The sequence below is a fragment of the Massilia mucilaginosa genome (assembly GCF_011682145.1).
Taxonomy (GTDB): domain Bacteria; phylum Pseudomonadota; class Gammaproteobacteria; order Burkholderiales; family Burkholderiaceae_D; genus Telluria_A; species Telluria_A mucilaginosa.
Map to the genome: position 1 here is coordinate 74,285 of NZ_WHJH01000003.1, position 17,194 is coordinate 91,478.

The 17,194-nt window shown below is 65.7% G+C and carries 15 protein-coding genes and 1 tRNA gene; 12 read left to right on the forward strand and 4 right to left on the reverse strand.

Features of this window, described 5'->3' with window-relative positions; all coding sequences use genetic code 11:
* Positions 1–54 precede the first annotated feature (54 nt).
* The 7 genes from F2P45_RS04275 to pth all read left to right on the forward strand — a co-directional run bounded on the left by F2P45_RS04275 (position 55) and on the right by pth (position 6,231).
* A complete protein-coding gene (locus F2P45_RS04275; RefSeq protein ID WP_166870829.1) occupies positions 55–1,896 on the forward strand; it encodes a tetratricopeptide repeat protein in 1,842 nt (613 codons plus the stop codon).
* A gap of 43 nt (positions 1,897–1,939) precedes the next feature.
* Positions 1,940–2,545 carry an outer membrane lipoprotein LolB gene (locus F2P45_RS04280; RefSeq protein ID WP_308613304.1) on the forward strand — a complete coding sequence of 202 codons (606 nt, stop codon included), beginning with the start codon at positions 1,940–1,942 and terminating at the stop codon, positions 2,543–2,545.
* A 1-nt stretch (position 2,546) separates the two neighbouring features.
* On the forward strand, positions 2,547–3,452 hold the full coding sequence (ispE, locus tag F2P45_RS04285; RefSeq protein ID WP_166870831.1) for a 4-(cytidine 5'-diphospho)-2-C-methyl-D-erythritol kinase: 906 nt from the start codon (positions 2,547–2,549) through the stop codon (positions 3,450–3,452).
* 64 nt (positions 3,453–3,516) lie between these two features.
* Positions 3,517–3,593: transfer RNA gene (locus F2P45_RS04290), tRNA-Gln, on the forward strand.
* Between the two features lie 154 nt (positions 3,594–3,747).
* Complete coding sequence (locus F2P45_RS04295; protein WP_054265879.1) at positions 3,748–4,698, forward strand: ribose-phosphate pyrophosphokinase; 951 nt, start codon at positions 3,748–3,750, stop codon at positions 4,696–4,698.
* Between the two features lie 190 nt (positions 4,699–4,888).
* On the forward strand, positions 4,889–5,533 hold the full coding sequence (locus tag F2P45_RS04300) for a 50S ribosomal protein L25/general stress protein Ctc (RefSeq protein ID WP_166870833.1): 645 nt from the start codon (positions 4,889–4,891) through the stop codon (positions 5,531–5,533).
* A 113-nt stretch (positions 5,534–5,646) separates the two neighbouring features.
* Positions 5,647–6,231, forward strand: a complete 585-nt coding sequence (gene pth / locus F2P45_RS04305) for an aminoacyl-tRNA hydrolase (RefSeq protein ID WP_166870835.1) — start codon at positions 5,647–5,649, stop codon at positions 6,229–6,231.
* Positions 6,232–6,240: 9 nt separating this feature from the next.
* On the opposite strand, the gene F2P45_RS04310 is transcribed toward pth, so the two are convergent.
* Both F2P45_RS04310 and F2P45_RS04315 read right to left on the reverse strand, forming a co-directional pair.
* The gene (locus F2P45_RS04310; protein ID WP_166870837.1) at positions 6,241–8,097 is read right to left on the reverse strand and encodes a DUF3857 domain-containing transglutaminase family protein; all 1,857 of its coding nucleotides are present in this window, start codon (positions 8,095–8,097) and stop codon (positions 6,241–6,243) included.
* 167 nt (positions 8,098–8,264) lie between these two features.
* Positions 8,265–8,474 carry a hypothetical protein gene (locus F2P45_RS04315; RefSeq protein ID WP_223164671.1) on the reverse strand — a complete coding sequence of 70 codons (210 nt, stop codon included), beginning with the start codon at positions 8,472–8,474 and terminating at the stop codon, positions 8,265–8,267.
* A gap of 285 nt (positions 8,475–8,759) precedes the next feature.
* Between F2P45_RS04315 and F2P45_RS04320 the strand changes: the two genes are divergently transcribed.
* The 5 genes from F2P45_RS04320 (at position 8,760) to F2P45_RS04340 (ending at position 15,276) form a co-directional block, all read left to right on the forward strand.
* Positions 8,760–9,845: a patatin-like phospholipase family protein gene (locus tag F2P45_RS04320; RefSeq protein WP_166870841.1), complete on the forward strand. Its 1,086-nt coding sequence runs from the start codon at positions 8,760–8,762 to the stop codon at positions 9,843–9,845.
* Between the two features lie 381 nt (positions 9,846–10,226).
* Entirely contained in the window at positions 10,227–11,318 is a 1,092-nt protein-coding gene (gene ychF / locus F2P45_RS04325) for a redox-regulated ATPase YchF (RefSeq protein ID WP_166870843.1), read from the forward strand.
* Positions 11,319–11,463: 145 nt separating this feature from the next.
* Positions 11,464–12,624 carry a hypothetical protein gene (locus tag F2P45_RS04330; RefSeq protein ID WP_166870845.1) on the forward strand — a complete coding sequence of 387 codons (1,161 nt, stop codon included), beginning with the start codon at positions 11,464–11,466 and terminating at the stop codon, positions 12,622–12,624.
* 232 nt (positions 12,625–12,856) lie between these two features.
* On the forward strand, positions 12,857–14,542 hold the full coding sequence (locus F2P45_RS04335; protein ID WP_166870847.1) for a sensor histidine kinase: 1,686 nt from the start codon (positions 12,857–12,859) through the stop codon (positions 14,540–14,542).
* Positions 14,539–15,276 (forward strand): response regulator transcription factor, encoded by a 738-nt coding sequence (locus F2P45_RS04340; RefSeq protein ID WP_166870850.1) that lies wholly within the window; start codon positions 14,539–14,541, stop codon positions 15,274–15,276. The genes F2P45_RS04335 and F2P45_RS04340 overlap by 4 nt, the downstream gene beginning before the upstream one ends.
* On the opposite strand, the gene F2P45_RS04345 is transcribed toward F2P45_RS04340, so the two are convergent.
* Together F2P45_RS04345 and F2P45_RS04350 are read right to left on the reverse strand one after the other, a co-directional pair.
* Positions 15,263–16,171 (reverse strand): type II secretion system F family protein, encoded by a 909-nt coding sequence (locus F2P45_RS04345; RefSeq protein ID WP_166870852.1) that lies wholly within the window; start codon positions 16,169–16,171, stop codon positions 15,263–15,265. The genes F2P45_RS04340 and F2P45_RS04345 overlap by 14 nt on opposite strands.
* A gap of 22 nt (positions 16,172–16,193) precedes the next feature.
* Complete coding sequence (locus tag F2P45_RS04350) at positions 16,194–17,186, reverse strand: type II secretion system F family protein (RefSeq protein ID WP_166870854.1); 993 nt, start codon at positions 17,184–17,186, stop codon at positions 16,194–16,196.
* Positions 17,187–17,194: the final 8 nt, after the last annotated feature.

The window sequence follows — 17,194 nt, forward strand, 5'->3', positions numbered from 1 at the left end:
GCGAAGCGTGGGTTGGGCGTAGAATCGGACATCAGCTGTCACTCTGGAACCACCTTGAAAAACGCTTTCGTCATTGTAACCCTGTCCGGACTGCTCTCGGCGTGCGCCGTGGCGCCCACGCCTCAGACCGAGGCCCCGGCAAGCGCCCCCGCGCCCACCCCGGCAGCGGCCGTTGCCGAGGCCCCCATGCCATCGTCCGCCGAGGTGATGGCCGAAGGCGAGCGCGCCTCCGCGCCGGACGAGCCGGCCCCCGACCTCAAGCTGCCCAAGGTCGTGTTGACCAAGGACATGCTCTACAAGCTGATGAAAGCCGAATTCGAGTTTCGCGGCGGCGCCTGGCAGGGGCCGTACATGACCATGCTGGGCCTGGCCCAGCAGACGCGCGACCCGCGCCTGGCGCAGCGCGCCGCCGAAATGGCCCAGGCCGCTCAGCAGGGCAGCGAATCGCTGGCCGCGATCCGCCTGTGGCGCGAACTGGCGCCCGAGTCCGACGAAGCGACCCAGTACTACATTGCCGCCTCGGTGATGGCCGAAGACCTCGGCGAAGCCGGCGCGCTGTTCGCCGCGCGCCTGCGCGACGCGCCGCCGGCCAGCCGCGGCCTGGTCATGTACCAGATCCAGCAATTGCTCACGCGCGCGCGCGACAAGGCCGCCGCCGGGGCGCTGCTCGAACGCCTGCTGGCGCCCTACAGCGGCATGAGCGAAGCGCGCGTGGTCCTGGCCCAGTCGGCCTACACGCGCGGCGCCGGCGAGGTGGCGCTGGGCCATGCGCAGGAAGCGCTGCGCATCAAGCCCGATTCCGAGATCGCCGTCTTGACCCTGGCCCAGGTCAGCGGCGAGCAGGCCGACGTGGCCGCCTTGCTGGCAAAATTCCTCGCCGCCAATCCGGGGGCGCGCGAAGTGCGCGCCGCCCACGCCCGCATCCTCGTGACGCAAAAGCAGTACGAAGCGGCGCGCAAGGAATTCGTGGCCCTGCTCAAGGAACAGCCCGACAATCCGGGCACGCTGTACGCGCTGGGCATCCTGTCGATGCAGCTGAACGACCCGGCCTCGGCCGAAACCTACCTGTCCGGCTTCGTCGCCCTGCTCGACAAGAACCCGAGCGACGAGCGCGATCCGGCCAAGGTGCTGATGATGCTCTCGCAACTGGCCGAAGAGCGCGGCGATGTTCCCGCCGCCCGCGCCTGGCTCGACAAGATCGACCAGGAAGACGCGCCGACCTGGTTCGCGGCGCAGCTGCGTAGCGCCCAGCTGATGGGCAAGCAGGGCGACCTGGCGGGCGCGCGCGCCTACCTGGCCGCCCTCAAGACCGACGAACCGGCCCAGCAGGTGCCGCAGCAGGTACAAATTGTGCTGGTGCAATCCCAGGTCCTGCGCGACGCCGGCAAGATGGATGAGGCGTACGCCGTGATGGAGCAGGGCGCCGCGCGCTTCCCGAGCAATCCCGACCTGCTGTACGACTTTGCCCTGCTGGCCGAAAAAATGGGCAAGGTCGAGGTGATGGAAAAGAACCTGCGCCAGGTCATGCAGCTCGCGCCCGACAACCACCACGCCTACAACGCGCTGGGCTACTCGCTGGCCGAGCGCAATGTGCGCCTGGACGAAGCGCTGGCGCTGATCGACAAGGCCCTCAAAATGGCCCCGGCCGATCCCTTCATCATGGACAGCATGGGCTGGGTCCAGTACCGCCTGGGCAACCTGGACGAAGCCGAGGCCCACCTGCGCCGCGCCTACGCCCTGCGCAACGATGTCGAAATCGCCGTGCACCTGGGCGAAGTGCTGTGGCACAAGGGCCAGAAATCCGACGCCCAGCAGCTGTGGCGCGAAGCGCGCGCCAAGGATCCCAAGAACGACACGCTCAAGAGCACGCTTGCACGGCTGCAGCTCAAGCTGTGATGGGTCATAATGCCGCGCATCTTCCTCACGCCGCCCCACTGCCATGATGCTTAAAAACCGCTTCCTCGTGCTGGCTTGCGCCGCGCTCCTGTCCGCCTGCGCCACGCCGGACGCCAACCTGTCCAGGGAAGGCGTGGCCGCCTACCGCGACGCGATTGAACTGGGTGGCCGCCTGACCGTGAACTACCAGAAGGACGGCCAGACCGAGACCCTGACCGGCAAGTTCAACTGGAACCAGACCCCGGCCGCGGTCAACGTCAGCCTGGCTTCGCCGCTGGGCCAGACCATCGCCACGATCTCCGTCACGCCCGAGTCGGCCACCCTGACCCAGGGCGACCGCGCGCCGCGCGTGGCGCGCGACATCGACAGCCTGACCGCGCAAGCGCTGGGCTGGTCGCTGCCGGTCTCGGGCCTGCGCGACTGGCTGCAAGGCTACGCCACCGGCGCCGACGGCCAGCGCTTCGCCGCCTCGCCGGCCGCCAACACGGTCACCACCGCCGACGGCTGGCGCCTGACCTACGTGAGCTGGCAAGATACAGCCGGCGCCGGGGCGGCCAAGCCGATGCCGAAACGCATCGACGTCGCCCGCGTGGCCAGCGCCACCGTGGAAGCGATGGAAATTCGCATCGTGATCGACCCGCAAGGCTGATATGCGCGCAAGGTTCCTGCATGACTGCCCGGCCCCGGCCAAGCTCAATCTGTTCCTGCACGTGAACGGGCGCCGCGCCGACGGCTACCACCTGCTGCAGACCGTGTTCCAGATGGTCGACCATGGCGACCTGCTGCACTTCGACCTGCGCGCGGACGGGCGCATCCGCCGCACCACCGAGGTGCCCGGCGTGCCGGAAGAGAGCGACCTGATCGTGCGTGCGCTGGTGCTGCTGCAAGCGGCCTGCGAAGAGCGCCACGGCCACCCGCCGCCCGGCATCGACGTCGCCATCGACAAGCGCCTGCCGATGGGTGGCGGGCTCGGCGGCGGCTCCTCGGACGCCGCCACCGCGCTGATGGTCGCCAACGCCCTGTGGCAAGCGGGACTCACCCGCGAAGAACTGATGGCGCTGGCGCTGCCGCTGGGTGCCGACATCCCGTTTTTCATTTTTGGCCAGACCGCGTTTGCCGAAGGCGTGGGCGAGGCGCTGCAAGCGGTGGAGGCCCCGGATTGCTGGTATCTGGTGATCGAACCAGGGGTCGCTGTACCGACCGCAGCAATATTTTGCTCAGAACAGTTGACAAGGGACACGGCGCCGGTCAGAATAACGGACTTTTCCAGACACACCATGAAACACACAGTGTTCAAGGGGTTCGGAAAAAATGATTTGCAAGCAGTGGCAGTGAGTTTGTTCCCGCCGGTAGCACAGGCGATCGACTGGCTCTCGGCTCACGGTGATGCCAGGATGACTGGCTCGGGAGCGTGTGTGTTTTGCGCGTTTTCCAGCGAAACGGAAGCTGATACGGTACTTCAACAAGTGCCAGGCGTCTGGAAAGCATGGAAAGCAAAAGCGCTGATGCATCATCCTCTCAACACGGTGTTGCAAGTTAGTGCGGTTATAGAATAGAATTTGGCCTGGCGTTGTGTTTGACGATAAAATGTCAAGTGTGACGACAAGCAGTCAGTTGCGTAGGGGAATCGCCAAGCTGGTTAAGGCACTGGATTTTGATTCCAGCATACCAAGGTTCGAATCCTTGTTCCCCTGCCATTCGTTTTGCCTGGTCTGTCGATGCGAAGTGCGCGTCCAGCAGGCGGACTCGGTGGCCTCGCTCTCGCGAGTCACTTGTTAGCTTAGCGTCAGCCGGCCGGTTCTGTCCGGCGACATCATTCAAAGAAATCAACGCTTACCTCTTGGGACTCCCATGGCTTACGAAAACCTGATGGTTTTTACCGGCAACGCTAACCCTGCGCTGGCTGAAGGAGTCGCAAAAAATCTCGGCATCCCTCTCGGCAAAGCAGTCGTCTCCAAGTTCTCGGATGGCGAAGTCATGGTCGAGATCAACGAGAATGTCCGCGGTAAAGACGTTTTTGTCCTGCAATCGACCTGCGCACCGACCAACGACAGCCTGATGGAAATCATCCTGATGGTCGACGCCCTCAAGCGCGCGTCCGCCGGCCGCATCACCGCCGCCATCCCTTACTTTGGTTATGCCCGCCAGGACCGCCGTCCGCGTTCGGCGCGCGTGGCCATCTCGGCCAAAGTCGTGGCCAACATGCTGGAAAAAGCCGGTGTCGAACGCGTCCTGATCATGGATCTGCACGCAGACCAGATCCAGGGCTTCTTCGATATCCCGGTTGACAATATTTACGCATCCCCGATCCTGCTGGGCGACCTGCAAAAACGCAATTACGACGACCTGCTGGTGGTCTCGCCGGACGTCGGCGGCGTGGTGCGCGCGCGCGCCCTGGCAAAACGCCTCGGCTGCGACCTGGCCATCATCGACAAGCGCCGCCCGAAGGCGAACGTGTCGGAAGTGATGAACATCATCGGTGAAGTCGAAGGCCGTAACTGCGTCATCATGGATGACATGGTCGATACCGCCGGCACCCTGACCAAGGCCGCCGAAGTGCTCAAGGAGCGCGGCGCCAAGAAAGTGGTAGCGTATTGCACACACCCGGTGCTGTCCGGTCCCGCGATCGACCGCATTTCGGCCTCGCCGCTGGACGAACTGGTTGTGACCGACACGATTCCCCTGTCGGCCGCCGGCTTGGCGTGCGACAAGATTCGCCAGCTGACCTGCGCACCGCTGCTCGCTGAAACGTTCAAGCGGATCAGCAAGGGCGATTCGGTGATGTCCCTGTTTATCGACTAAATCAGTCAGCGGAAATACCCGAGGCGCAGGGTGGCAAGGCGGGAGCACGCAGCTCCCGGCCTCGCCACCCTGAAGTCTATTTCAGTACCCATTTTTCCGGCCACGCCAGCGTGGCCGTTTTCGAGTGCCCCTGGTCGCGGGGGCGCTCACACCGCAGGGCGATCAAGCCCCGCACTTTTTGGAGTTTCACATGAAAGTTATCGCATTCAATCGCAATCTGCAGGGGTCCGGAGCGAGCCGCCGCCTGCGTATCGCTGGTCAAACCCCAGGTATCATCTACGGTGGCGCTGAAGCCCCTGTCATGATTCAACTGGACGGCAACGCGCTGTACCACGCACTGAAAAAAGAAGCGTTCCACGGTTCGGTCCTGGAAATGGAAATCGACGGCAAGACCCAGCCAGTGCTGCTGCGCGACTTCCAGATGCACGCATTTAAGCAATTGGTCCTGCACGCTGACTTCCAGCGCGTCGATGCCAACAGCAAGCTGCACAAGAAAATCGCCCTGCACTTCGTGAACGCCGACGTCTCGCCAGCAGTCAAACTGCACGGCGCCATCGTGTCGCACGTGCTGCAAGAGTTGGAAGTATCGTGCCTGGCAACCGACCTGCCAGAGTTCATCACCGTTGACCTGACCAACATCGACGTTGGTCACTCGATCCACGTTGCCGACCTGGTCCTGCCAAAAGGCGTGTCCGCGATCACCCACGGCAAGAACCCAACCGTTGCCACCGCTGCTGTTCCAGCTGGCCACGTGTCGGCTGAAGCTGACGCCGCCGCCGCCGCCGCCGAAGCGGCACCTGCTGCCGCTCCTGCCAAAGGCAAGGGCAAGAAGTAATCATTCGCGCGCCGCGCAAGCGGCTTGTTGAAGAAGAACCCGCTTGGCCTCGCGTCCAGCGGGTTTTTTATCGTCTATTATCCTTGCATTCCATTTTGAAAATGTAGAACACCATGCCCATTCGCCTGATCGTCGGCCTCGGCAACCCCGGCCCCGAGTACGAACAGACCCGCCACAACGCCGGTTTCTGGCTGGTTGACCAGCTCGCCAACAGCCTGCCCGGCTGCCGCCTGCAACGCGAGTCGCGCTTCAATGCCTTCGTGGCGAAAAGCGCGATCGCCGGCCAGGAAGTCTTTTTGCTCGAACCGCAAACCTTCATGAACCTGTCCGGGCAATCGGTGGGCGCGCTGGCGCGTTTCTACAAAATCGTTCCCGACGAGGTGCTGGTCGTGCACGACGAGCTCGACCTGGCGCCCGGCGTGGTCAAGATGAAAAAGGGCGGCTCCAGCGGCGGGCACAACGGCCTCAAGAGCATCACCGCCTCGCTCGGCACCCAGGATTACTGGCGCTTGCGCATCGGCATCGGCCATCCGCGTACCCTCGGTTCGCAGCAGCCGGTGGCCGACTTCGTGCTGCACCGGCCGCGCAAGGAAGAGCAGATCCTGATCGAGGAGACCATCGACAAGAGCCTGCGCATCCTGCCGCTGGCGGTCGAAGGCAAGTTCGATATCGCGACGATGCAGCTGCATACCGCGTAAAGCCGGGTTTTAGCCGGCTTTGACCATGATCCGGCTGCGCAGGTCGCGCTGCATGCGCTCGAGCGGCGCACGCATGCGCTGGTAGTCGGCCGGCGTGCAGGTCCGGCTGGCATGGCGAAAACGCAGGCTGCGCGTGACCAGCACCCGGTTGCCCAGGCGCGCGTAGCTGGCCTGGTACGACAGGCCGGCCTCGTTCACCGACAGCGCCTTCGGCAGCGCCAGAATGCGGATGCCGGGCGCGAAGGTGATCACGGTCTCGTCGGCGCTATCGAGCGCGGGACAGATGAAGTCCTGGGTGCGCCTTGTTTCCTCCGCCATGGCCTCGACCGACTCGCTCGTTCCGCCCCAGAAATTGAAGCTGCTTGCCACGCCGGCCGGCCCCGGCAGGTCGGCCAGATTGTCGCTCACGCCCGCAAAACCCATCCGGTATTCGTCGCCCGCGCCATCGAGCAGGCCGACATCGAAACTGCCGTCGCCGTGTTGGCCCAGCGCTTGCAGCATGCGCTCGACGAAGCGCGCGCGCTCGGCCGGCGCGGTGTCGCGCACCGCCTGGCGGTACGCTTCGGCCAGCGCGCCGCCGGCCGTGCGCACCACGTCCAGAATGCCGCGCCCGTTCCGCCCGACCTCGACGCGCGCCAGCATGCGGTTGACCTCGGGCTGCATCGAGGGCGTATGCGCCAGCTTGCCGGTCGCGGCCAGCAGCACCGGTTTGCCGAGCAGGGCGGAAGGCAGATAGCCGGCCTCGGCCGCATCCGAACTGGCATCGAGAAACAGCCCGAGCGCCGGAATATAGGTGATCACATGATTGAGGATGCCCAGGGTGGGCGCGTCCGGCAGGCGGTAGGCATTGCCGCTGTTGACCAGCGCGGCGCTGCTGTCGATGCCAGCCGCGCCGAGCAGCGCTTCGAGCAGGATCGCGTGATCCTTGGCGTCGCCGTAGCGGTTCTCGAGCACGGTGGCGGCCGGATGCGGCAGCACGCCGCCGGCGCCGATGGGCACGGCCACGTAACGGATCTGACGGCGCACCCATTCCGACAGCGCCAGCGCTTTCGCGCGCGGGGTGTCGAGGCCGGCCGTCACTTCCCGCGCCAGCGCGGCGATGGTCGGGGTGACTGCCGCCTGCGCCCTGGCGCGGGCATGATGGGCGCGCGCCAGGGCGGCGTAGTTGGGAAAGGTCGACACCGCCAGCCGCTTGCCGTAATCGAGATAGCTGACCGAGTCCGACTCGATGCGCCGGTTCGGGCCGCTGACATATTTCCACTGGTATACCTGGCGCCCCGATGCGCTGCTTGCCGGCACCTGTGCGAAGCCGGCCGCATCGGCATACAAGGTCATCGACGCCGGCATGTCGTAGATCAGGTGAAACTGCTTGCTCGCGTAAAACTGCGATGAGGACAAATCCTCGAAGTGCCCGGGAAACAAGGCGCGCTTGCGCGTGAGCACGTAGCGGATGGCCACCTGGTCGCCCACCGCGACCTCGGAAAAGGTGACGATTTTCAGGCGCGCATCCTGGAACATGGGCGCGTCGCTCGCGGCCGGGTCTGGCTGGTCATTGAGCTGTTGCGGCGGCGCCGCGATGCGCCGGCCGTCCGGCTTGATGGTGAAGGCCTCCACCTCGCCCAGTTCGTCCAGGCCGGTGTTGTAGCTGATCACGTACTGGCTGTGCGCCTGCACCGCGCGCGCCAGGACGATGGTCTTGACGTTGTCGACCGTGAGGCGGTAGCTGCCGTCGGTCTCGACCACATAATGCTGGAGGTATTTGTCGATGACGATCGCGGGATCGGTGCCGGTATCGGCGCTGGCGGCGGCGCTGGTGTTGGCAAGAAGGAGGAGGGCGCTCAATACTGCGGCAAGGCAAGTGGGCATGAAGGGCTCCGGATGAGGCATCAGCGGACCATGTTACGCAGGCGCTTTCGGCCGGATTTGAGCTGCCGCAATCGTGCTCGGGCGGCCGGGCTGCTGTCATGATGCAGAGTGGTGCATCCGCATGAGCGCGTCGCCGTGTCGAATCGCGGTTGGGAACAGCAGAATATTCAGCCAGCGATGCTCTCGACCCACATTATTTCTTGTGGATGATGCTCCCGGATTGCCGATAGCGCGTCGGCCATTGTCGCTTCGTCCGCCTGCGCAAGAGAATCATCGAAGCGGGAGAGATTGCGGTATTCCGGCATCTGATACTCCGCTGTTGACAACGCATCGGCACCACACCGGATGTCGATACGAGAATGGTCAGCGAACGTCAAGATTTCCCGCAAGCCTTGTGTGCTTATCGCCAGGCAGACCATCGTTTTCTCAGCATTTCTCTTGGATACAAGCCTGACATGTTCTCACGAAAAGCCGCGCGTGCGCAGAATGCGGAACGGCGGAGGAATCGGGGCTCCTCCGCTGACGACAGCGTCGCAACGCAGACCCGGATCCACAAGCGTGGACGGCTTGCCCGGATCATGGAGGGGGATGGGAGTCGTCGCTTGTACTTCAGGTCGCGCTGCGACTTGCCGCACCGGCCCACTTGTCGCCATAATCGCACCATGCACGCACTTTCCTTCCACGCCGGCCCGCACGCGCTGGCCCATATCCGCCAGCACGGCCTGCGCGCGCGCGACATTGCCGTCGTTCCGGCCGCCGCCGGCGGTCCCAAGGGCCTGATTTTCCAGTCGCTCGACCAATGGCTGTTCGGCGACTGGTTCGCGCAAGCGCCGCGCGAGCGCGCCCTGATCGGCGCCTCGATCGGGGCCTGGCGCATGGCCGCCGCCTGCCGGGCCGACCCGGTCGCCGCCTTCGCCAGGCTGGGCGAGCTGTACTGCGGCCAGCGCTACACCGCCAAGCCGTCACCAAAGGAAATCGACAGCGTCTGCCGCAAGCTCCTGCACGAACTGGTCGGCGGCCACGAAGCGCAAGTGACCGCTCACCCTCACCACCGCCTGCATGTCATCGCGGCGCGCGGGCGGGGTTCACTGGCCGCGCCGGCGCACCGGCGTGCCGAAGCCACCGGTTTCGCCGCCGCCGCGCTGCTCAACCTGGCATCGCGCGCCAGCCTGGCGCGCATGGCGGAACGGGTCATCGTCAGCGACGCGCGCGGCGCCCCGGCCTGGATGGCGCCCGGCTTCGACAGCTTCACCACCCATTTCGCCACCCTCGACAGCAGCAATCTGGCCGACGCCCTGCTGGCCTCCGGCACCCTGCCGATGCTGATGCAGCCGGTGCGCAATATCGCCGGCGCCCCGCCCGGCGCCTACTGGGATGGCGGGCTGGTCGACTATCACCTGGCGCTGCCGTACTCCAATCTGGCGCCTGGCGACATCGTGCTGTACCCGCACTTCAGCGAGCACATCGTGCCGGGCTGGCTGGACAAGGCAATGCCATGGCGGCGCATGGCGCGCGGTCCCCAGTGCGGCTGGCTCGACAACGTGCTGCTGGTCGCGCCGACCCCGCATTTCCTCAGCACCCTGCCGCGCGGCAAGCTACTGGATCGCAAGGACTTCAGCTATTACGGCCTCGACCATGACGCGCGCATCCGAAACTGGCAGCAGGCAATCGGCCAGGGCCAGCGCCTGCGCGACGAGTTTGCCGCGTTCGTCGCGCGGCCGGACCTGTCGCGCATTCGGGCGTTCTGAATGGCGGCGTGATCAAAGGCATCTGCTGGAACGACGACGGCGCATGACGCAATCCGGATGCCGTTCTGGCCGGGGACTCACATATTCATTGTCAATCCCAACGTTTCCTGGTATCTACGCCAAGCCGGGATTGAGGATCAGTACGCCAAAACAGGCGTAGCCGAACAAGGCAGGGCAACGCAGCTTTTGGAGAAGGGTGTCGCGGAGGGTTACAATAGCCGTATTCTTTGACAAAACTCGCATAAAATTCAGCCATCGCGCTGCATTTGTGGGAGTTTTGTTGCCATTCATAGTAGTGACGGTGGTTGACGTAAAAGTCTTGCCTGGCGTGTTACGCCACGATCTGCATCCGCCTAACTTATTGATAATTAAAGGTTTTTCATGAGTCTCCAATGCGGCATCGTCGGCCTGCCCAACGTCGGCAAGTCCACCCTCTTCAACGCGCTGACCAAGGCCGGTATTCCGGCCGAAAACTATCCGTTCTGCACGATCGAGCCGAACGTCGGCGTGGTCGAGGTGCCGGACCCGCGCATGGCTGCGCTGTCCGATATCGTCAAGCCGGAACGCATGGTCAACGCCATCGTCGAATTCGTCGACATCGCCGGCCTGGTCGCCGGTGCGTCGAAGGGCGAGGGCCTGGGCAACCAGTTCCTGTCGCACATTCGCGAAACCGACGCCATCGTCAACGTGGTGCGCTGCTTCGAAGACGACAACGTGATTCACGTGGCCGGCAAGGTCAGCCCGCTGGACGACATCGAAGTCATCCAGACCGAGCTGGCGCTGGCCGACATGGGCACCGTCGAAAAAGCCATCCACCGCGAGAACAAGAAAGCCCGTTCCGGCGACAAGGATGCCGCCAAGCTGGTCGCGCTGATGGAACGCATGATGCCGTTCCTGAACGACGCCAAGCCGGTGCGCGCGATGGGCCTGGACGCCGACGAGATGCTGCTGATCAAGCCGCTGTGCCTGATCACCGCCAAGCCGGCCATGTACGTGGCCAACGTGTCCGACACGGGCTTCGTCAACAACCCGCTGCTCGACCAGCTGACCGCCTACGCCAAGTCGCAGAACGCGCCGATCGTGGCCATCTGCGCCGCCATCGAAGCCGAAATCGCCGACCTCGACGATGCCGACAAAGGTGCTTTCCTGGCCGATATGGGCATGCAAGAGCCGGGCCTTGACCGCCTGATCCGCGCCGCCTACAAGCTGCTCGGCCTGCAGACCTACTTCACCGCCGGCGTGAAAGAAGTACGCGCCTGGACCATCCACGTGGGCGACACCGCGCCGCAAGCGGCCGGCGTGATCCACACCGACTTCGAGCGCGGCTTCATCCGCGCCCAAACCATCGCCTACGACGATTACGTCGCCTACAAGGGCGAAGCGGGCTCCAAGGAAGCGGGCAAGATGCGCGCCGAGGGCAAGGAATATGTGGTCAAGGATGGCGATGTGCTGAACTTCCTGTTCAACGTCTAAGTCTAATCGGACAAGGCGCGGATAGCGGCGCCATCCGGTCACAAGAACCCCGTTCATCGATCGCGATGGCGGGGTTTTTTGCCGCTGATGTCGAGATGGCTGTCCGTCCCCGACAAATACTGACGACCAGAAAGGAAGTGTCCAAGTGAGCGAGTACCAATATTACGAATTCCGTGCGGTCGACCGGCCTTTGAGCCGGGACGAGATGGCCGAGCTGCGTTTGATATCCACGCGCGCGACTATTTCGCCAGCCGGTTTTGTGAATGAATACCACTGGGGCGATCTGAAAGGCGACCCGCAAGAATGGATGCGGCGCTATTTCGACGCCTTTGTGTACTCCGCCAATTGGCGTACTTGCCGTCTCGTACTGCGCCTCCCGTCCAAGACCCTGCGTCGCTCCGACGTGGCGCCGTTCCAGACGCAAACCTCGCTGAACTGCGAAGAAACCAGGTCCGGCCTGGTCATCGACTGGTCGCTGGAGGAGGGCGGCGACGACGAGCGCTTCTGCATGGAGGACGGCCCAGGCTGGATGGATCGCCTTCTGCCCGTGCGCGACGAATTATTGCGTGGCGACCTGCGCGCCTTGTATCTCGGTTGGCTCGCCGGCGTGAGCATGGGCGATGACGATGACGACGCGCTGGAACCGGCTGTTCCCGCGGGCTTGTCCCGGCTGACTGCCGCGCAGCAGGCATTGGCCGCGTTCCTGGAAATCGATCCGGACCTGCTCGCCGCGGCGGCGGCGGGGAGCGCCGGGCAGGATGCGGGACTCGACGACGACAGCGTTGAAGCGTGGATCGCAGGCTTGCCGAAGAAGGAGATGCGCCTTGTCTTCAACATGCTGTTGCACGGCGAGTCGCAGCAGGCGGAGCGCCGGGTCAAGTCGGCCTTTCGGGTATGGCGCAACGAGAGTGGCTCTGGCGAGCCAGGCAATCCCGGACAACGCAGCGTCGCCGATCTGCGGGTTCTGGCAAAGCAGGCCGAAGCAGTTCGCATGAAACAGCAAGCGGACGAGCAATTGCGGCGCAACGAGGCCGCCCGCAAACAGCGCGACGCCTATCTGCACAGCGTCGCCGACAATGCTGAACAATGCTGGAGCGACATGGAACAGAAGGCGCTACGGGCAACAGCATCCTCGTACGACGCTGTCAAACGCACGATGGCCGATCTTGCCGATGCGTATGCTTTACGCGGCAACATGGACGACTACCATCGTTTGCTGCGCGCCTTCGTGGACCGCCATGGCAAGCGCGCCCCGTTGATGCAGCGCCTGATGTCGGCCGGACTGTGGTCCCGGCCGACACGCTGACTTCGCAAGTTCATTCCGGCCGGCATCGCCGCGCATCCTTCGCCCCTTCCCAAGCCACAGCATCGCGTCCTGTTCCCCATAGCCCGATGCTGTGACGCGCGTCATGGGCGCGCAAAAGTAACAACCTACAATCAATAATCTATTTGCAACAGCAGCAACAGCAACACCGGTCCGGCGCCGTTGGCGGGCGGCGGCAGGCACGATCACGTGGCGGCGAACGGAAGCGACGACGATGGTAATTGCGGACACCCCCCTGGACAAGGACGCGGCCTGCGCGGCGGCCCAGTCCGACGTGGCCTACAGCCAGCTGGTCGCGCGCATCCGCCTGGTGCTGACCGTCTGCGCCGTCCTGGTCGCCATCCTCGACCACGCCGGCCCCGGTCCGGCCAACCTCACCGCGCTGATGGTCCTGTCGGCCTACGCGCTGTTGTGCGCGGCGGTTTACCTGTGTCCCCGGTGCCAGCCGCGCTGGACCCGCGGCAAGCTGCGCCACCGGCTCGACGTGGCGGTGTCGGCGGCGGTGGTGGCCGCGGTCGGCCAGGCCGACATCTTCCCGCTGGTGTTCCTGTTTTTCGCCATCGTGGTCGCATCGCTGCGCTACGGCCTGGCCGAAGGCGTGCGCGTGACCATCGCCACGGTCCTGCTGTACTACCTGGCGGCCATCATCACGCTGCCCGAGGTGGCGCCGGGGCGCGTGCTGCTGCGCGCCGTGGTGCTGCTCGCGTTCGGGCGCGTGATCGCGCAACTGGGCGAATTGCATATCCTGGCGGCGCGCCGCCAGGCCTTGCTGCGCGAATTGAACCAGGTGGCCAACCCGCGCTTCGGCATCGAGCGCAGCATGACCGCCGCGCTGGAGCGGGTGCGCGCCTTCTTCATGGCCGACAGCTGCCTGATGCTGCTCGACGACCCGGATAGCGGCGTGCATACCCTGCGCACGGTGCGGGCCGGCGGCCCCGCGGTGGCCCCCGCCATCGCGGTCGCCCCCGCCCTGGCGCGCGCCATGCTGCCCGCGGCGCGCACCGGCGTGTTGCTGTACGTGCGCGCGTGGCGCTGCTGGCGCGCGTTCGGCGCTTCCGCCCTCAGCCACGCCGGCGACAGCGCCGCCTGGACCGGGTACGCTCCCGCCAGCCTGCGCGAACAGGCCGAGCTGCTGGGCGCGGCCTCCTTCATCAGCGCCCCGGTCAGCTTCGGGCGCGGCAAGGGCCGCCTCATCGTGGCCGCCGCCACGCGCCACCTGGGCCGCGGCGACGCCCTGTTTTTGGAGCGCATCGCCGAGCAGGGCCTGCACGCCATCGACCGCATCGACCTGCTCGACCGCATCGCCTCCGACGCCGCCGCGCTCGAGCGCAAGAAGATCGCGCTCGACCTGCACGACAGCGCAATCCAGTCCTACATCGGCCTGCAGCTCGGCCTGGTGGCGCTGTGCCGCAAGGCCTCCCCCGGCAACCCGCTCGCGGCCGATCTCGACCGGCTGGTGAGCATGGCGGCCGACGTCATCGCCCAGCTGCGCGACGACGCCCAGCGCGCCTGCGCCGCACCCGGCGCCGACGACGCCATGTTCCTGGCCGCGCTGCGGCGCCAGGCGGCGCAGGCAGCGGCCGCCTACGGCGTCGAGATCCGCATCGACGCCGCGCCCGGCCTGGCGCTGGGCGACCGGCTCGGCGCGGAAGTGCTGCAGATCGTGCGCGAAGGCATCAGCAACGTGTGCCGCCACAGCGGCGCCGCCACGGCCACCGTGGCCCTGCGCTGCACCGGCGCCATCCTGCGCATCGACATCATCAACCCGCACGACGGCACTGCGCCGCCGGCGTTCCAGCCGCGTTCTCTGAGCGAGCGCGCCGGCGCTCTCGGCGGCGCCGCCGTGGTCCACCACGACAGCGCCGGCGAGACCATTGTCACCGTGGAGATCCCATTATGAAAAGCGAAGCGCACGATACCGTTAAAGTGATGCTGGTCGAAGACCACCAGACCATGCTGTGGGGCCTGCATACCCTGGTCGACGCCGAACGCCCGCGCATGGCCGTGGTGGGCACGGCGCGCACCTGCGACGAGGCGCTGGCGGGCGCCGCGCAACTGGCGCCGGACGTGATCCTGCTCGACCTCGACCTCGACCTGGCCGGGGTGTCCACCGTCGAATTGCTGCCCGAGCTGCTCGCCAACGGCGTCTCGCGCGCGCTGGTGCTGACCGCCGCGCACGATCCCGAACTGCTCGACCTGGCGGTGCGGCGCGGCGCGCGCGGCATCCTGCACAAGGAAGTCACGGCCGAACAAGTCATCAAGGCCATCGCCAAGATCCAGCGCGGCGAACTGTGGTTCGACGCCGGCACCATGGACCGCGTGTTCGGCCAGATGCTGGGCTGGCGCCGCGCGCTGCGCCCCGATCCGCCGGCCGAAAAACACGCCGCCCTGACCGCGCGCGAACGCGCCATCGTCAGCGCCGCCGTCGAACACAGCGGCAGCGCCAACCACGAGGTGGCGCAGCGCCTGTTCATTTCCGAGCACACCTTGCGCAACCATCTCAGTTCGATCTACCGCAAGCTCGATGTGCCCAACCGGCTCGGCATGTACGTGTACGCGATCCGCCATGGCCTGGTCGAACCCGGCAAAACCCGCAAACCCGGCCAGCCCCAGGAGCGCGTCACTGGGCACTGAGCACCGGCATGATGGTGCGCACGATGATGATCATCGCCGGTCCCAGCACCACCATGATGATCGCCGGGAAAATGAACAGCGCCAGTGGAATGAGCATCTTGGTCGGCACCTTGGCCGCGTGTTCTTCGGCGCGCACCTGGCGCTTGTGGCGCAGGTCTTCCGAAAACACCCGCAGCGATTCGCCGATGCTGGTGCCGAATTTATCCGACTGCGCCAGCATGGTGGCGAAGGTGCCGACTTCCTCGATGCCGGTGCGCAGCGCCAGGTTGCGCAGCGACTGCGCGCGGCTGGCGCCGGCCCGCATCTCCAGGTTGGTCAGGTGCAGTTCCTCGGCCAGGGCGCGGCTGCTCATGGCCATTTCGTCGGCCACCCGGATCAGGGCCGCGTCCAGTCCCAGGCCCGCTTCCACGCATACCAGCATCAGGTCGGCGGCATCGGGAAAGCGCTCGAAAATCTCGCGCTTGCGTTCGCGCAGGCGCAGCCACAGCGCCAGGTTCGGCAGATGGCACCCAAGCAGCGCCGCGATCCCCAGGTTCATCAGCACCGTCATCTCGTCCATGCTGGTAAAAGCGCGCAGCAGCAGCCAGGTGGCGCCCGCGAACACCAGCGGCAGAACGGTCTTGAGGCCGAAGTAGATCAGGCGCGCATCGGCATGGCGGATGCCGGCGTTGATGAAGCGCAGGCGCAGGGGCGAGCTTTCCCAGTCGCCGGCCGGCGCCAGCACGCGTGCGAACGGGCCGACCGCCTGCGCCACCGTGGCGCTCCAGTCGGTTGCCGCGGCCGGGTTGCCGATGGCGTCGAGGCGCCGCAGCAGGCGGCTCGGTACAAGCAGCATGAACAGGCCGGCGACGGCGGCGGTAACGGCCAGGCAAACCAGGGCAGCGAGCACGAACATGATGGTCTCCTCCAGATAAGAATCAGATACGGATACGGATGATGTGACGCAGCAGCAGGACGCCGAGCGCCATCGAGAACAGCATGCCGCGCACCAGGTTCTGGCCGAGCGGGTCGGTCCACAAGGGCGCCATGAACGCCGGATTGAACACGCTCATGAGGCCACCGATGGCGAACGGCAGCAGCGACAGCAGCCAGGCCGACATGCGCCCCTCGGCCGAGAGCACGCGCACATGCCAGAACAGCTTGAGGCGCTGGCGGATCAGGCGGCTCAGGTTGCCCAGCACTTCGGTCAGGTTGCCGCCCGAATCGCGCTGGATCAGCACCGCCACCACGAAGTAGCGCAGGTCGGTGACCGGCGCGCGCACGCTCAGGTTGCCCAGCGCCTGTTCCAGCGAGACGCCGAAGTTGATCTCGTCGTGCACCAGCCGGAATTCGCCGGCGATCGGGTCGGCCATCTCTTCGCCGATCATCTGCAGGCCGGCCCCGAAGGCGTGGCCGGCGCGCAGGGCCCGCGCCAGCAGGTCGAGCGCGTCGGGCAGCTGCTGTTCGAGCCTGGTCAGGCGCCGCCGGCGGCGTCGCTGCACGTAGGCCAGCGGCAGCCAGGCCAGCAGGCCGGCGGCCATGGTGCCGGCCAGGAAGGGCTGGTGCAGCAGCGCCGTCACCAGCAGGAAACCGGCCGCCCCCAGCGCCGCGCAGGCCAGCAGCAGCTTGGCGACAGTCCAGTTCAGGTTCGCTTGCAGCAGGTAGCGGTCCAGCTGGTGGGCGCGCGGCAGGCGCAGCAAAAAGCGCTGGAACGGCGCCAGCTCGCTCATCATGCGCTCGCGCAGCAGGTGCGACTGGGCCGAGCCGTCGCCGGCCGCCGACAGGGCGTTCAGGCGTTGTTCGATCTTCCTGGCCTGCGGTCCTTTGTAGGTCTTCCAGATCAGGTACAGGCCTTCGAGCAGCAGCACCACCGCGATGAAAACCATCACCGACAGCAGCGGCGACAAGGGGCCATGGGCTTGAGAGAACATGCTGGCCT

Excerpts from the sequence above, each read along its gene's own strand:
- F2P45_RS04295 (WP_054265879.1), top strand. The coding sequence starts at position 3,748 with ATGGCTTACGAAAACCTGATGGTTTTTACCGGCAACGCTAACCCTGCG.
- F2P45_RS04340 (WP_166870850.1), top strand. The coding sequence starts at position 14,539 with ATGAAAAGCGAAGCGCACGATACCGTTAAAGTGATGCTGGTCGAAGAC.
- F2P45_RS04345 (WP_166870852.1), bottom strand. The coding sequence starts at position 16,171 with ATGTTCGTGCTCGCTGCCCTGGTTTGCCTGGCCGTTACCGCCGCCGTC.
- ispE (WP_166870831.1), top strand. The coding sequence starts at position 2,547 with ATGCGCGCAAGGTTCCTGCATGACTGCCCGGCCCCGGCCAAGCTCAAT.
- ychF (WP_166870843.1), top strand. The coding sequence starts at position 10,227 with ATGAGTCTCCAATGCGGCATCGTCGGCCTGCCCAACGTCGGCAAGTCC.
- F2P45_RS04280 (WP_308613304.1), top strand. The coding sequence starts at position 1,940 with ATGATGCTTAAAAACCGCTTCCTCGTGCTGGCTTGCGCCGCGCTCCTG.
- F2P45_RS04335 (WP_166870847.1), top strand. The coding sequence starts at position 12,857 with ATGGTAATTGCGGACACCCCCCTGGACAAGGACGCGGCCTGCGCGGCG.
- F2P45_RS04350 (WP_166870854.1), bottom strand. The coding sequence starts at position 17,186 with ATGTTCTCTCAAGCCCATGGCCCCTTGTCGCCGCTGCTGTCGGTGATG.
- F2P45_RS04320 (WP_166870841.1), top strand. The coding sequence starts at position 8,760 with ATGCACGCACTTTCCTTCCACGCCGGCCCGCACGCGCTGGCCCATATC.
- pth (WP_166870835.1), top strand. The coding sequence starts at position 5,647 with ATGCCCATTCGCCTGATCGTCGGCCTCGGCAACCCCGGCCCCGAGTAC.
- F2P45_RS04310 (WP_166870837.1), bottom strand. The coding sequence starts at position 8,097 with ATGCCCACTTGCCTTGCCGCAGTATTGAGCGCCCTCCTCCTTCTTGCC.
- F2P45_RS04300 (WP_166870833.1), top strand. The coding sequence starts at position 4,889 with ATGAAAGTTATCGCATTCAATCGCAATCTGCAGGGGTCCGGAGCGAGC.